General features: G+C 46.2%; 10 protein-coding genes. 4 read left to right on the top strand and 6 right to left on the bottom strand.

Features of this window, described 5'->3' with window-relative positions:
* Window positions 1–21: 21 nt before the first annotated feature.
* The 3 genes from ABDW16_RS00160 to ABDW16_RS00170 all read right to left on the bottom strand — a co-directional run bounded on the left by ABDW16_RS00160 (window position 22) and on the right by ABDW16_RS00170 (window position 2315).
* Complete coding sequence (locus tag ABDW16_RS00160) at window positions 22–534, bottom strand: hypothetical protein (protein WP_343667084.1); 513 nt, start codon at window positions 532–534, stop codon at window positions 22–24.
* A gap of 9 nt (window positions 535–543) precedes the next feature.
* Window positions 544–1170: a MerR family transcriptional regulator gene (locus tag ABDW16_RS00165; RefSeq protein ID WP_343667085.1), complete on the bottom strand. Its 627-nt coding sequence runs from the start codon at window positions 1168–1170 to the stop codon at window positions 544–546.
* Window positions 1171–1343: 173 nt separating this feature from the next.
* A complete protein-coding gene (locus ABDW16_RS00170; RefSeq protein WP_343667086.1) occupies window positions 1344–2315 on the bottom strand; it encodes a M23 family metallopeptidase in 972 nt (323 codons plus the stop codon).
* A gap of 286 nt (window positions 2316–2601) precedes the next feature.
* Here ABDW16_RS00170 and alaS point away from each other — a divergent pair, with 286 nt between their 5' ends.
* Together alaS and ABDW16_RS00180 are read left to right on the top strand one after the other, a co-directional pair.
* Window positions 2602–5217 (top strand): alanine--tRNA ligase, encoded by a 2616-nt coding sequence (gene alaS, locus ABDW16_RS00175; RefSeq protein WP_343667087.1) that lies wholly within the window; start codon window positions 2602–2604, stop codon window positions 5215–5217.
* A gap of 114 nt (window positions 5218–5331) precedes the next feature.
* Window positions 5332–6372, top strand: coding sequence for a PDZ domain-containing protein (locus tag ABDW16_RS00180; protein ID WP_343667088.1), 1041 nt, complete (start codon window positions 5332–5334; stop codon window positions 6370–6372).
* Window positions 6373–6443: 71 nt separating this feature from the next.
* On the opposite strand, the gene ABDW16_RS00185 is transcribed toward ABDW16_RS00180, so the two are convergent.
* Window positions 6444–7796, bottom strand: coding sequence for an aldehyde dehydrogenase (locus ABDW16_RS00185; RefSeq protein ID WP_343667089.1), 1353 nt, complete (start codon window positions 7794–7796; stop codon window positions 6444–6446).
* Between the two features lie 327 nt (window positions 7797–8123).
* Between ABDW16_RS00185 and gatB the strand changes: the two genes are divergently transcribed.
* Together gatB and ABDW16_RS00195 are read left to right on the top strand one after the other, a co-directional pair.
* Complete coding sequence (gene gatB / locus ABDW16_RS00190) at window positions 8124–9578, top strand: Asp-tRNA(Asn)/Glu-tRNA(Gln) amidotransferase subunit GatB (RefSeq protein ID WP_343667090.1); 1455 nt, start codon at window positions 8124–8126, stop codon at window positions 9576–9578.
* A gap of 12 nt (window positions 9579–9590) precedes the next feature.
* Window positions 9591–10739 (top strand): TlpA disulfide reductase family protein, encoded by a 1149-nt coding sequence (locus ABDW16_RS00195; protein WP_343667091.1) that lies wholly within the window; start codon window positions 9591–9593, stop codon window positions 10737–10739.
* Window positions 10740–10821: 82 nt separating this feature from the next.
* Here the strand turns inward: ABDW16_RS00195 and ABDW16_RS00200 are convergent, their stop codons facing one another.
* Window positions 10822–12222, bottom strand: coding sequence for a RagB/SusD family nutrient uptake outer membrane protein (locus ABDW16_RS00200; protein WP_343667092.1), 1401 nt, complete (start codon window positions 12220–12222; stop codon window positions 10822–10824).
* Between the two features lie 11 nt (window positions 12223–12233).
* Window positions 12234–15239: a TonB-dependent receptor gene (locus tag ABDW16_RS00205; protein ID WP_343667093.1), complete on the bottom strand. Its 3006-nt coding sequence runs from the start codon at window positions 15237–15239 to the stop codon at window positions 12234–12236.
* Window positions 15240–15253 lie beyond the last annotated feature (14 nt).

The following is a 15253-nucleotide window of genomic DNA, read 5'->3' on the forward strand; positions in this document are numbered from 1 at the left end:
TTTTTGTCAGTTTCTTTTATATCAATCTTTATCTTTTCTGTTTGCTTTCAGCAGGATTTTAGCGATATCGCCTTCGAGTGTATCTTCCAGGTCTCCGGAGATGCGACCGATTTCTTTGCCTTCACGAACCACGATAAAGGTAGGCAGTTTCTTTGCCTGGTAGCCTACCGCGGCACCTGTTTGCAGCTTTTCGTCAGCACCATAAGTGATGATTTGTTCATCGGGACTACCGGCCAGGATCATAATTTTGTAAAGGGCAGGCAACAGGCGGCGGCTATCATCGTCCCAGGTACCTACTACCGCTACCACATTGAATTTACCACGATTGTCTTTGATATAATTCAGCATGTTATCATTGGGCTGATACTTGTTTACACCGGCATAGAACCATGCAAACGAACTATCGTTCATCAATGTTTTCATTTCAATCTTGCCTTTCAGAACCTTTCTTCCGTTAGATGCTGTGGATTGTGCATAAGATAATGTGGTGGCGGCCAGGAGACATGCCCCCATGAGTAATAATTTCAATCGCATAACTTTTTTTTATAATTGTTCCTTCAGTTCAGTTAAAAATCCCTTTACCTTCAGCAAAGCCTGTACCATTTCAAAATTACGGGCTGCCAATTTACGATCTTCTTTTAACTTTTGCTTAGCACCTTCAATAGTGTACTTACGCTCACGCAAGAGGTGGTAGATCAGTTTCAGGTGTTGGATATCTTCCTGGCGGAACAAGCGATCGCCTTTTCTATTCTTTTTGGGTTGGAGTATATCGAATTCGTTTTCCCAATAGCGGATCAGCGAGGTGTTGACTTTGAACATCGTCGCTACTTCGCTGATGGAATAATATTGTTTATCAAGCGGGACTGTTTCCAGTGTTTTGATCAGGTCCGGGTCGTCAGACACTTCTTTCAGCGATTTGCGGCCCCGTTTTTTCTGGGGGGGCTGAGAGGCAGTCACAGACTGACTGGATACCGCCACTGGGGGTGGTATATCAGGAGGCAACTGTACCTGGATCCTGCTGGGTATGTTTGGTAAATCATTAATCTCTGCCATCTTAGGTCGCTCCACAACTGGTTTCTGCTGCGGCTCCGGTTCCTTTTCAGGAATTGGGGGCGCAGGGTCTGGTTTTTTAGGCTCCAGGTTAGAAAATAGATCCAGCTGTTGCATCATATCCATTATATAAATACCAAATTACAAAATTCCGGGGGAGTTTGAATTTTCTCCTTTTGGTATTGACTCAAAAAATTACCGTCATTGATTACTGATACCTACGGCATCAGTAATCAATGACGGTAAGATGTCCCTGCGGCCGGCTTTAACATCAAAAATGAGTCAATGACGGATTAGTCAAATGATTGGTTGCCGGACCTTGCTATTTTCAGCATTCTATCAAACTCTTCCGGAGAAAGGTCGTTGAAGAAGAAGTAAACGGGGTCTACTTTTTCCCCGTTCTTTTCCACTTCGTAGTGGCAGTGAGGGCCTGTAGACTTACCTGTGCTTCCTACCCAACCAAGTACATCGCCTCGTTTTACGGCAGTACCTGCTTTTACTTTTATCCTAAGCATGTGACCATAGCGGGTTTTGTACCCATAGCCATGGTTCACTACCACATGGTTACCATATCCTACATCGCTCATGCTGGCTTCTTCGACCACGCCATCGCCGGTGGCGTAGATGGGGGTACCGGCAGGCGCTGCAAAGTCAAGCCCGGAGTGGTACTTTACAGTTTTGTAAATGGGATCGATTCTATATCCAAAACCGGAGGCAATACGCTTCAGGTCTTTGTTGGAAACTGGCTGGATGGCCGGAATAGAAGCGAGCATTTTTTGTTTATTCTTTACCAGGTCATCGATCTTTTCGTACGATTTAGCCTGAATACCAATGCGATGCACTAATTCCTGCAGTAAAGACCCGGTGCTGGCAATGATTTCGCTGCTGGAGAAAGAAGCCATCTGGGTGAGCTCTTCTTCCTTGGCCATATTGCCGGCCCTGGTACTATCGGGGATAGGGGAGGCTTCGAATATGACACGATAGATCTCATTATCACGGTGTTCCAGTTCGGCCAGCTGGGATTTTACTTCCTTCATGCGGCCTTGCATTTCTTCGTATTTCTCGTTCATCACTTCCAGGTCACGGCGCAGGTTTTTCTCCTTGGGGGAATCCAAGACTCTATAAGATATGGACAGAAAAATAAATCCTGTGACAATGGTGGCTGAAACAAATCCAAGGATACGTAATACCTTGACGCGCAGGGATATTACGAGTTTTTCGTACTTGAGCGTCTGTGTATTATAAAAGTATTTTACCTTCTTCATGTGCCGGGCTTATGCTTTAACAGCAGTAGTAATTTCTTGGGAGCTATTCAGACAATGAGGATGAAGTTGGGTGCGGCTTTTCAGTAATTCTTCGCCATTCTGACTTTTTCAATATTTTTGCACTCCTTTCGCTCGTGCGACAGGGTGTGCAAACCTAAGGGAATTAGACTAAAAGGGCAATCTTTTGAGTGTCAATTTTCTAAACACCACTAGTTGGCTTAAAATACAAATTAAAGCCATTTAGGTGACACAAAATTATAATACATACTAATTTTTTCAAATACTTATGACTGCTTCCGAGATTCGCCGGCAATTCCTGGAGTTTTTTAAATCCAAAGGGCACCATGTAGTGCCATCCGCTCCTATCGTGGTTAAGAACGACCCCACCCTGCTGTTTACCAACGCAGGTATGAACCAGTTCAAAGACTACTTCCTGGGTAACCAAACCCCTGCCTGGACGAGGGTCGCGGATACGCAAAAGTGCCTGCGCGTAAGCGGAAAACACAACGACCTGGAAGAAGTGGGCATCGATACCTACCACCATACCATGTTCGAGATGTTGGGTAACTGGAGTTTTGGTGACTACTTTAAGGAAGAAGCGATTGCATGGAGCTGGGAACTGCTTACAGAAGTGTACAAACTGCCAAAAGACCGTTTGTATGTAACTGTATTTGAAGGAGATAAGAAAGAAAACCTGGAAAAAGACCAGGAAGCTTACGACTTCTGGAAAAAACATGTTGCAGAAGACCGTATCCTGCTGGGTAACAAAAAAGATAACTTCTGGGAAATGGGTGATACCGGTCCCTGTGGCCCCTGTTCTGAAATTCACGTAGACTGCCGCCCTGACGAAGAGCGGAAACTGGTGGATGGCGCCAGCCTCGTGAACAAAGATAATCCACAGGTGATTGAGATATGGAACAACGTATTTATGCAGTTCAACCGCCTGAAAGACAAGAGCCTGGAGCCACTGCCAGCTAAGCACGTGGACACAGGGATGGGCTTTGAGCGCCTGGTACGGGTGATCCAGGGTAAATTTTCCAACTACGATACTGACGTATTCTCCGGCACTATTGGTTATATCGAAAAACTGACTGGTGCTAGATATGATGCTACCGACAGCAAAAAAGATGTGACATTCCGTGTGCTGGCAGACCATATTCGTGCTATCAGCTTTACAATTGCTGACGATCAGCTGCCATCCAATACAGGCGCTGGTTATGTAATACGCCGCATTCTGCGCAGAGCAGTAAGATATTACTTCACTTACCTGGATTATAAAAAACCATTGCTGCACGAACTGGTACCCGTACTGGCTCAGCAGTTTGAAACCGTATTCCCTGAGCTGCAAAAGCAGGTGGACTTTGTGAAAAAAGTGATTTTCGAAGAAGAAAATAACTTCCTCCGCACCCTGGATAGCGGTATCCGCCGTATTGAAGACATCATAGCGGCAAATAATGCAACCAAATCTATCGATGGTAAGACTGCTTTCGAACTGTTGGATACTTATGGTTTCCCATTCGACCTGACCAACCTGATTGCTACCGAAAATGGCTTCAGCGTGGATGAAAAAGGTTTCGAAGCTGCCATGAAAGAACAAAAAGATCGTTCCCGCGCCGCTACCGAACTGGATATGGGCGACTGGACCATTCTCGAAGACAGCGGCACCACCTTTGTAGGCTACTCCCTGGATACCACCCAGACCAAAGTGACCAAATACCGTAAAATCAAAGCCAAAGGCAAGGAACAATACCAGCTGGTACTGAGCCAAACCCCTTTCTACGCTGAAAGTGGCGGCCAGGTAGGTGATACCGGTACCCTGGATTTCAATGGTGAAAAGATCAGCGTAACCGATACCAAAAAAGAAAACGACCTGATCGTTCACTTTACTGACAAGCTGCCTGCAACGATCAATACCACTGTCACCGCGACTATCAATAAAGATAAACGCCAGCAGACCACGCTGAACCACTCTGCTACCCACCTGCTGCACGCTGCCCTGCGCCAGGTACTGGGTACACATGTAGCACAGAAAGGCTCCCTGGTAAACCCTGAAGCCCTCCGCTTCGACTTCTCTCACTTTGCAAAAGTGACTGACGAAGAACTGGCCCGGATTGAAGATATCGTGAACGAAAAGATCCGTGCTAACATTCCTGTTGTAATACAGGAACTGCCTAAAGAGGAAGCTATGCAACTGGGCGCTATGGCCCTGTTCGGCGAAAAATACGGGGATATTGTGCGCGTGGTGATCATGGATCCGAACTACTCTGTAGAGTTCTGTGGTGGTACCCACATTGGTAGCACCGGGGAACTGGGCCTCTTCAAATTCCTCTCTGAAGGCGCTGTAGCTGCAGGTGTACGCCGTATAGAAGGTGTAACCGGCGCTCATGCACTGGCTTATGTAAATGAGCAACTGCAACAGCTGAAAGAAGTAAAAACAGCCCTGAAAAATCCAAAAGAACCAGTAAAAGCTGTAGAAACCCTGATCGCTGACAAAGCTGGCCTGGAAAAGCAACTGGAAGTACTGGAACAGGAGAAAGTAAAGCAACTCGCTACCGGTCTGCTGGAAAAAGCAGAGAAAGTAAACGGCATCAACTTCATTGGCAGCGTAGTGAGTGTGAACAGCGCCGACGCCCTGAAGCAGCTGTGTTTCCAACTGAAAACCGAACTGGCTGACTATGTATTCGTCTTCGCTGCCAATATAGGTGGTAAAGCAAACGTAGCTGTGATGATCGCTGATAATTTAGTAGCAGACAGAGGACTGGAAGCACCTAAAATTATCAAGGAAAAAATTTCCGGCCTCATCAAAGGTGGTGGCGGAGGTCAGAAATCCTTTGCATCGGCCGGTGGTCAGGAAACTGACAAGCTGGACCAGGTGATCAAAGCCGTTAAAGAAATACTCTAAATAGCTCTCTATAGCGCCCTCCAATTGGAGGGCGCTTTTCATTTCCCCCTTGTCGATTTTAACTTTTCCTTTATACCTCCCCCCTCTAAATTTGTCCCTGTAAAACATATACATATGAAAAAGCTCTTCCAAAAATTCGTTTTTGCGGGTTTTACCTGTCTTGCCTTTAGCATGGCCTATGCGCAGGAGCCAGCACCCAAGGGCGATAAACTCGGCGAGTACGACGAAATCATTATCAAAAGAAACAACAATAAGGACGGAAAAGTAACGGTTGAAATCAAGGATGGAAATGTGCTGGTGGATGGCGAAAAGCTGGAATCCTACAAGGATGGAGACATCTCTGTATACCGTCGCAAGATTCGCCCGATGGACGGTAACAATTTTAACTTTCAACCACATAGTGGTGGATTGCAGTTCTTCAACGAAGCCCCCGACAATATTCGTCCAGGCAGAGCGCTGCTGGGTGTGCTGACTGAAAAGAAAGAAGCTGCAGGCGCCACTGTAAAAGAAGTATCCAAAGAAAGTCCGGCTGCTAAAGCTGGTTTGAAAGCAGGAGATGTGATCACAAAGATAGATGCAGATAAGATCGAAGAGCCAAAAGATCTGTTTGAGAAAATTGGCGCTCACGAACCAGGAGATAAAGTGACGGTGACCTACCTGCGTGATAAGAAGGAAAACACTGCTACCGTGACGCTGGACGAAAGAAAGCAACCTGAATTCGGTTTCAACCGTGGTCGTGATAACAATGATGGTCCGGAAAATTTCTTCCGTATGATGCCGCCAGATGGTGGTGGCCGTTTTGACTTCCGTGAAGATGATGGTGACGACGATCGTCGTGCTCCACGCAGTTTCAGCTGGGAAGACCGTCGTGAAAATGATGTGAAACTGGGTCTGTCTGTACAGGACACTGAAGATGGAAATGGTGCTGTGGTACTGGCTGTAGCCCCAGGTTCCGCTGCTGAAAAGGCAGGTTTCAAACCGAAAGATATCATCACCTCCCTGGCCGGAACCAGCATCAGCTCTACCCGCGATGTGACCAATGCTTACAGGGAAAACAAGAATAAGGGTACTGTGGATGTACAGGTGAAGAGAGATGGAAAATCACAGACCTTACAGGTGAAAGTACCAAAGAGATTGCATAAAGCGGATTTATAGGGCAAGCATATTGTTCCGCCTTTAGTAAAAAGAGGATGTCTCCATGAGCGGAGGCAACCTCTTTTTACATTTTATTTCATGAGTCTTTTCAGGAGTCCCAGCCCGCGATAAGGGGGGTATTTCAATTTTACATCCAGCCAGGTGCCGGTTTTCATCACGGCTTTGGCATGGGTAAAAGTCAGGAAGTTATATTTGCCATGGTACTGTCCCATACCGCTGTATCCCACTCCACCAAAGGGCAGTTCTACGTTGGTGTAATGCCCCAATACATTGTTCACACAACCACCACCAAATCTCAGTTGTTCTATAAGCGCCTTTTCCGTACTACTTCTCTTTGTAAACACATACAGTGAGAGCGGAGCAGGGTACTGCCTGATATACTGAATGGCGTCGCCCAGATGCTCGTAGGTTATAATAGGCAGAATGGGACCGAATATTTCATCGTCGATTGCTACATTCTCCATGAGGGTAGGGCCAATATATAAGGTGGAAGGATCTGTATCTCCACCATGCAGAATTGTACCTTTTGAAAGATAACTATTGAGGGTATCGAATCGCTTTTTGTTGATGATGCGGGCATAATGATTACTGGTAGCTGGATTGTTGCCATAGTAGCTGGTGATCGCCTTTTTCATGGCAGCGATGAGCTGTTCTTTTACTTTAGCATGTACCAGTACATAATCGGGTGCGATGCAGGTTTGACCAGCATTGAAGCATTTGCCCCAGATGATTCTTTTGGCGGCTACCAGGATATCTACCTTGTCGTCTACGACACAGGGAGATTTGCCACCCAGTTCCAGTGTGACAGGAGTGAGATGAGGGGCTGCCATTTCCAGCACTTTCCTGCCCACATTCGTACTGCCGGTGAAAAATACATGGTCGAACCGGTGCTGCATCAATGCCGGAATGACTTCACTACCTTCTCCTTCTACAACGGTGATATAGGCAGGGGCGAAGGTTTCCTGTACCAGGCCGGAGATCACAGCAGCCGTATTGGGGGCCAGTTCTGAAGGTTTCAGGATGGCGCAGTTACCACCGGCAATGGCACCAATGAGTGGGGTGAAGATAAGACTGAAAGGATAATTCCAGGGGCCGATAATGAGGGTCTGGCCCAGTGGAGCGCGATGAATTTTGCTTTTGGAAGGGTAGAGCATGAAGGGACTGCTCACAGGCTCCGGGCGCATCCAGCGCTTCAGGTGTGTTAAGCAGTATTTGATTTCACCATACACCAGTCCTATTTCGCCGCCGAAGGCTTCCATTGGCGGTTTGTGTAAATCGGCATGCAAGGCGGTCAGAATACGGCGCTCATAGCGCTTTACGGCCTTTTTCAGCAATTTCAGCTGTTTCCGCCGGTAAGCGTAGGGGAGAGTAGCACCGGAGGCAAAAAAGACCTGCTGTGCCTGATAAGTGTTTTCAATACTCATGATTGAAAGTTACTAAAAAGGCACAACCCATATTTTTAAAGAATAGGGATAAATAGTGGTTAAATGGTAAATCCCAACTTCGAAAATCGCTACACAGTGGCTAATTACCGCTTTAAACAGGAAAAAAGGTTAAATGCTGATGGCGTCAGAAAAAATATAGGCCAAATGGTATGGCAAGTGGTTTAAAAAAGTGGAAATACAGATTAAACAGTTGCTAATGCAAGTTTAATAAAATTTTGTTAAAATTCAATATTCCGTTTCAAAAGGGTAAACATTCCCCTTTCTACCCGTCATTTTCTATATTTGCGTTCACAGCATAACAATAATATGAGCGCAAGCATTGATTTTGACAAATATGAGGTAGTGATAGGCCTGGAAGTACATGCCCAACTGCAAACAGAGAGCAAACTATTCTGTGGTGACAGTGCTGCTTTCGGAGGCGCTCCCAATACGCATATCAGCCCTATTACCCTGGGCCACCCGGGTACCCTGCCCAAACTGAACAAGAGGGCAGTGGAATACGCCATCAGGCTGGGTCTGGCCTGCGAATGCCGTATCGAAAAGGAGAACTACTTTGCCCGTAAGAACTATTTTTATCCTGACCTGCCAAAGGGCTACCAGGTATCCCAGCATACTGCCCCTATCTGTGTAGGTGGCCGGGTAGTGATTCCTACCCCCGATGGTGAAAGAGCTATAAAGCTGAACCGCATTCACATGGAGGAAGACGCCGGCAAATCTATGCACGATCAGGATCCTGCCTTTACCATGGTGGATTATAACCGTGCAGGCGTACCCCTGCTGGAAATTGTGACAGAACCGGACCTGCATAGCAGCGATGAGGTATATGCATTCCTCACCGTACTCCGCCGCCTGGTACGCTGGGTAGATGTGTGCGATGGTAACATGGAAGAAGGTAGCATGCGCTGTGATGCCAACATCTCCATCCGCTTGAAAGGTGAGACCAGACTCGGCACCAAAGTAGAAGTAAAGAACCTGAACTCTATCCGCAACGTAAAACGCGCGGTAGAGGGTGAAATAAAACGCCAGATTACCCTGGTAGAAACCGGGGGCACGATCGTACAGGAAACCCGCAGCTTTGATGCTGGCAATGGTACTTCGTTCTCGCTACGCTCCAAGGAAGAGGCAAACGATTACCGCTACTTCCCTGAGCCGGACCTGGCGCCATTTTCTTTCTCCGACGAATTCCTGGAAGGCATCCGTGCATCACTGCCTGCACTTCCGGAAGCACTGGTAGAGAAGTATGTGCACCAATACGGACTCTCAGACTATGATGCCAGAGTAATCTGCGATGACAAAGCCACTGCTGACTACTTTGAACAGGTAGTAAACCTGATCCCCAGGCATAAAGCCGTGGCTAACTGGCTGCTAGGCCCAGTGAAATCTACCCTCAATGATAAGGGTATTGATATGACGGCCTTTCCACTGCCTGCCGGGGCACTTGCTGCACTCATTCAGTTGGTGGAAGATGGTAAAGTGAACTTCTCCATCGCCTCCTCCCGCATCTTCCCGGAACTGCTGCAGGAACCGGCTACGGCACCGCTGGATATCGCTACCCGTCTCAACCTGTTGCAGGATAATAATGCAGATAATATTTCCCCCATCATTGATGAGGTATTAAGTAAATACCCTGATAAGGTGGCAGAATTCCGCAAAGGGAAGAAAGGCCTGATGGCCCTGTTTGTGGGTGAAGTCATGAAAGCATCTAAAGGTAAAGCCGATCCGAAACTGACCAACCAGTTGCTGGCTGAAAAACTTAAATAACAACTGATCTATATGAAGAAATTAGCATTATGGGCGATAGCCTTCGGTTTTGTACTGGCGGGTTGTCACCAGCAGACCGAGAAAGGAAATTTTGTGATCAATGGTAAAATCGATAATGCACCTTTAGGTACCGTTATACTGGAAGAACTGTCTATGGATACCCTCAAAATAGTGGATTCTGTGACGCTGAAAGACGCCAGTGGTAAATTTACCCTGAAAGGCATGCTGCCAGAGCAGGGGCTGTATCGTATTCGCTTTGGCCAGGATGAGCAGCACTTCATTCTGCTGGCACTGGATGCCGGTACCATGACGGTGACTGGTGATCTGAATAACCTGGAACTGGTGAAATTTGAAAACTCTGAAGCTTCTTCCGAGCTGCAACAGCTGCTCAATGATGTAAGCGCTAAGAGTCGTTCACTGACTGAAGAAAATATAGCACTGGATAGCCTGGCAAAGAGCGGCGCCAGTGATAGCATAGTACAGGCCAAATCCAGCGCGCTGGAAGCAAAAGAAAAAGAAGTGACCGACTTTGTAATGCATGCGGCTACTACTTCCAAAAATCCCGCTGTTGCCGCGTTTGCACTGAGCATGATCAATCCACAGTCTTTAATGAACAGTGGAAAGGAAATTGCTGAAGTAAAGGCGCATTTCCCAACTAACACATTGGTAGTTGGATTGACCAGTAAACTGGACCAGATGCTGAAACAGGCTGCGGGCGAAGTAGATGCAAATATGACTGCATTGCAGGTAGGCCAGGAAGCACCTGATTTTTCTTTGCCTGATCCTTCTGGTAAGATGGTGAGCCTGAGTTCTTTCAAAGGCAAGTTTGTATTGGTTGATTTCTGGGCAAGCTGGTGCCAGCCATGTCGTATGGAAAATCCGAACGTGGTGAAGGCATTTAATGCTTATAAGGATAAGAATTTTACTGTACTGGGTGTTTCTTTAGATAAGAAGAAAGAAGCATGGGTAGAGGCAATCCAGAAAGATGGTTTGACATGGACACATGTGAGTGATTTGAAATTCTGGGAGTCTGCGGTGGTGCCTTTGTATGGAATTAATTCTATTCCTACGAATATGTTGCTGGATCCGGCTGGAAAGATTTTAGGAATTGGGCTGAGAGGTGAAGCGCTGGAAGCGAAGTTGAAAGAAGTGATAAAATAACTGGTATTTAATATCAAAAACAAAACGCTTTTGCCTACGGCAAAAGCGTTTTGTTTTTGGCGGCGGCCAGAATGCGGGGGTATTAATAGCCCTGGTTTTGTTTTATGTTTTTGTTTACATCTATTTCCCTTTGTGGTATGGGTGCTATTACTGTTGGCGATGTAGCCGGATATGTACAAGCGGGAGTATTTAACTCTAGCGGATCGTCACAAAATGTTCTGACTATATCCTGTTTGTTCCTCAATAAATCGAAGTACCGATGCCCTTCGAACATCAGTTCTTTCCTTCTCTCTAACAATACATTTGCGAGTACATCTGCATCAGGAATATTGATAAGATCCGCCTGGTTCCTATTTGCACGAATGGCATTTATATCTTCAATAGCAGCCGCATAATTACCCAGTTTTGCATTCGCTTCTGCACGTACCAGGTATTGTTCTGAGATGCGTAAAATTTTAGGGCTATACAATCCTGAGATACCATCCTGGCCGTAGAATTTTTCATTTTCATATTCAGTCGGACTGCCACTGAATGGGAAGATATAGGCCTTATAGCGTGCATCAGCTGTATCAAATACATTTACTATATCAGGCGATACCCGGATATCGCCATATCCAGGCTTCAGATAGATTCTACCTACATCGTCAGAGCCTAATGATTCGGTAGACAATACCATGAGTGTGAAGATATCTTCACTTGTACCAGGTGTGTTGTAGAATTCAGGTAAATCTTTTGCAGCGACTATAGCATATTCATTGGAATTAATCACGGCAGCGGCTTCCGTTATAGCATTGGCATTATCACCTTTGTAAAGATACACTCTTGCGAGTAATGCAGAAACAGCATATGCATTGGCGTTATATGGATTGCCGGCATCGGTTCCCAATAGTGATTTTGCTTGTGTAAGATCATTTATAATCTGTGTATACACTTCTTCCACTGTATTTCTGGCAGGTGAACCGACTTCAAATTTAGTCATGACAGGAATGCCTGGCGCACTGCCGCCACCAATAGCATAAGGCTGTGAAAAGATGCGCAGCAGATCAAAATGGGTGAGTGCCCTCACAAATAATGCCTGCCCCAATGCATCATTCTTTTCCGCTTCTGTTCCATCTGTTAATGCAGGAATACTGTTGATGATATTATTGGCTCTCAGCATCACAGCATATGCCTGATTCCAGAGACTGGTGATGTCAGGGTCAGACGTGAGCCAGGTGATACGAAATGTAGAACCAAAGCGATTACTGTTGGTCGCAGATAAATATACATTATCAGCAGCTAATTCAGGTATCACTAAAAAATTTCGCCCGTAATAGTTAACAGAACGCATTCCGGCATACATACCGCTAATACCGGCTTTTACACCAGCAATATCAGTAAGTGCATCTTCAGTAGGCAACTGTACGGCAGGTGACAATGTGAGTTTATCATTGCACGCAGTAAAGGATAGTAAAAGGAATATATAGATGATAGTGTTTCTCATGTTTCAGCAGTTTAGAAGTTTACATTTAAGCCCAGACTTACGGTCTTTGAAGGAGGATACCTGAAAGCTTCATTAGCCGCTATATCCTGCTCCGGATCCCAACCGGTATATCCTGTCCATGTAATCAAATTTGTACCGGTAGCAAATACATATGCTTTGGCAATTTTTGCATGTCTGAGCCACCGGGCAGGCAGGTTATAGGAGAGTGTTACATCTTTCAAACGAAGGAACTGACCGTCTTCCAGGAACCTGGTAGAAGTAGCAGAATTTGCAGAGTTGTTACCTCCTTTTTTAGGCTTGGGCCGCTCTGCAATATCGCCTGGCTGCCGCCAGTAATTTTGCCCTTGCTGCCTGCTGTAATTGTAGCCAAAGTATACACCATCTGCATCGGATAATACTCTTGTCTGGTTCAGTACTTTGTTGCCTGTCACGCCGTAAAACATGAATGATAATCCAATGCCTTTGTAAGAGAACCTGTTGGTCAGTGAACCAATGTACCGGGGCTCTGCATTGCCTGCTATTACTTTGTTTGCAGCATTCAGACTGGTGGTTGTTTTATTATCGGCAGTGAGCCATAACGGGTTTCCATTTTCAGGGTCAACACCTGCCCATCTGGCCATATACCAACTAGTCACATGGTAACCGACACGCTGAATTGAAATAGAACCTGTGATATCCTGACCACCATACAACTCAAGGATTTTATTCCTGTTCAGGGAGAAGTTGAGTTCTGTTTGCCATTCAAATCCATTGAACTTTACATTCGTGCTGGTGAGCATTGCTTCAATACCTTTGTTCTGAACCCTGCCTACATTTGCCTGCTGCTGTGTGAAGCCACTGGTGGACGATACAGGTGTATTCATCAACAAACCATTTGTGATACGTTTGTAAATATCAAAGGTCAGTTTAAGCCTGTTATTCAGCACAGCTGCTTCCAGTCCTATGTTAGCAGCTTTGTTCTTTTCCCAGGTCAGGTCTTTGTTGCCAATGGTGCTGGGAGCATTGCCTGGCGCGCCATTGTAAGAAGTATTATATGCATACAATGCAGTAGCGACAAAGTTGTCAAAGTCTGCATTGCCTGTGAGGCCATAGCTACCACGCAGGCGAAGATCAGAAAGCACTTTCTGCGATTGAAGGAAAGGTTCATCTATCAGGATCCATGAGGCACCGACAGAGTAGAAATTACCGAAACGTTTGTTCACACCAAAACGGGAAGAGCCATCGTTGCGATAGGTTGCATTGAGTGTATACCGGCCTTTATAGTTATAGTTGAGTTGGCCTAAGTAAGAGACAAAAGTATAATCAGTACCGTTACCATTCACATCCTGCGGTGTAGAGGTAACATCCAGTACCTTGAGTTTGCCGGATACAAGACCGATACCTTCTGCACCAAAGCTGGTATTGGAAAAGCGGTCGTATTCCATCAGCGCGATGTAATTGAGGGTATGATCTGTTGCAATCGGGATAGTGCCTGAAGCGGAGAGCTGATTGGTAAGCGTTGTATTGCGCACCAACTGGTTAAAGATATCACCGCTCTTCAAAGGTTCTGCGCTATTATAGCCATCGTGGGTAGTAGGATCTGTAAACAGATGTGCGTATCCATATACCAGGTCCATATTTACCTTTTCAGATATTTTGAGCCAGTCAGTAAATGTATAGGAGACCGTCAGGCCACCCAGGCCCCTGAAATTATTCAGCTTATTCGTATTGCGGGAATAGGAGTAGAGGAAGTTGTTCTTGGAAGCTGCTTTAAACGCTGTTTCATTGCCCGTATACATGCTTCCGTCTGGCTTGTAAGGACTCTGGAAGGGAGAGACAAAATAAGCGCCTAAAATAGGGCTGGAATAGAAATTTCCACCACCTGCCGAATTATAGTCGGTATAAGAAAGATTCAGGTTCAGTGCCAGGTCAATCTGGTTATTCACTTTTGAAGTGATGTTGGACATGACGGAGTAGCGTTTCATACCAGTGCCGATCATGGGTCCGTCTACTTTTTCATATCCACCGGAGGCATAGTATTTCGCTTTTTCAGTACCGCCGGAACCGGTGACACCAATTACCTGGTTAGTACCTCTTCGCCAGCCGGCTTTGCTCCAGTCAAAGGCATTGTCAAGAAGCGACATGGGAAACTGGGCATCTATATCTGCCTGAGATGTACCATTGATGGCCAGCAGATCTCTGTCGTAGTGCAGGGCTTCGGCAGGTGTCATTAGTGCGGCATGGCCCCTGGTCATTTCGGTTTTACCATATTGTGCATTGATGCCGAATGTAGAGACACCTGATTTACCTTTTTTGGTAGTGATCACAATTACGCCGTTGGCACCCCTGGAACCATAGAGGGCGGTAGCGGAGGCATCTTTCAGCACGGTGATGGTTTCTACATCGTTGGGGTTCAGGTTCGCCAGCAGGTCGTTGCTTTGCACACCTATTGAACCGGCAGAATTCAGGTCTCTGCCATCGATGATTACACCATCCACAACATAGAGGGGAGAGGAACCGGCACTAATGGAGCCTATACCCCTGATCCTGACCGTTTGAATGGCGCCGGGCATACCTGAGTTACCACCAATGAATACACCGGGTGTCTGGCCCTGTAATGCCTGATTAATGTCTACATAGTTTTTGTTCTCCAGGTCTTCGGCAGTGACTTCACCAACAGCGCTTGTTCGGGTTCGTCTGTTTGTATTGGTGTAACCCGTGGCGATGTATTCGTTTAATACGTTTTGGTCCGTCCCCAATGTTATGGATACATTTGCCTGTCCGGTCACGGCGATTGATACGGGTGAATAGCCGACAGACGATACCTGCAGGGATTGTCCTGCTTCGACACTGATAGAGAAATTACCTTGCTGATCGGTGGTAGTTCCTTTGTTTGTTCCTGCTACTCTAACGGTGGCGAGGGGAATAGGCTGGCCGTCGTGGGCATCGGTTACTTTTCCTTTGACGGTACGGGTTTGAGCATGCGTGGATACCACGCTGATGGCTAGCAATAGCCATAGGAGCACAGATGTTTTCATGAGGGATTAATTTT

The sequence above is a fragment of the Chitinophaga sp. genome, from assembly GCF_039596135.1.
Classification (GTDB): domain Bacteria; phylum Bacteroidota; class Bacteroidia; order Chitinophagales; family Chitinophagaceae; genus Chitinophaga.

Bases quoted from the DNA above. Each gene is read 5' to 3' on its own strand.
- ABDW16_RS00160 (WP_343667084.1), bottom strand. From the start codon at position 534: ATGCGATTGAAATTATTACTCATGGGGGCATGTCTCCTGGCCGCCACC.
- ABDW16_RS00165 (WP_343667085.1), bottom strand. From the start codon at position 1,170: ATGATGCAACAGCTGGATCTATTTTCTAACCTGGAGCCTAAAAAACCA.
- ABDW16_RS00170 (WP_343667086.1), bottom strand. From the start codon at position 2,315: ATGAAGAAGGTAAAATACTTTTATAATACACAGACGCTCAAGTACGAA.
- alaS (WP_343667087.1), top strand. From the start codon at position 2,602: ATGACTGCTTCCGAGATTCGCCGGCAATTCCTGGAGTTTTTTAAATCC.
- ABDW16_RS00180 (WP_343667088.1), top strand. From the start codon at position 5,332: ATGAAAAAGCTCTTCCAAAAATTCGTTTTTGCGGGTTTTACCTGTCTT.
- ABDW16_RS00185 (WP_343667089.1), bottom strand. From the start codon at position 7,796: ATGAGTATTGAAAACACTTATCAGGCACAGCAGGTCTTTTTTGCCTCC.
- gatB (WP_343667090.1), top strand. From the start codon at position 8,124: ATGAGCGCAAGCATTGATTTTGACAAATATGAGGTAGTGATAGGCCTG.
- ABDW16_RS00195 (WP_343667091.1), top strand. From the start codon at position 9,591: ATGAAGAAATTAGCATTATGGGCGATAGCCTTCGGTTTTGTACTGGCG.
- ABDW16_RS00200 (WP_343667092.1), bottom strand. From the start codon at position 12,222: ATGAGAAACACTATCATCTATATATTCCTTTTACTATCCTTTACTGCG.
- ABDW16_RS00205 (WP_343667093.1), bottom strand. From the start codon at position 15,239: ATGAAAACATCTGTGCTCCTATGGCTATTGCTAGCCATCAGCGTGGTA.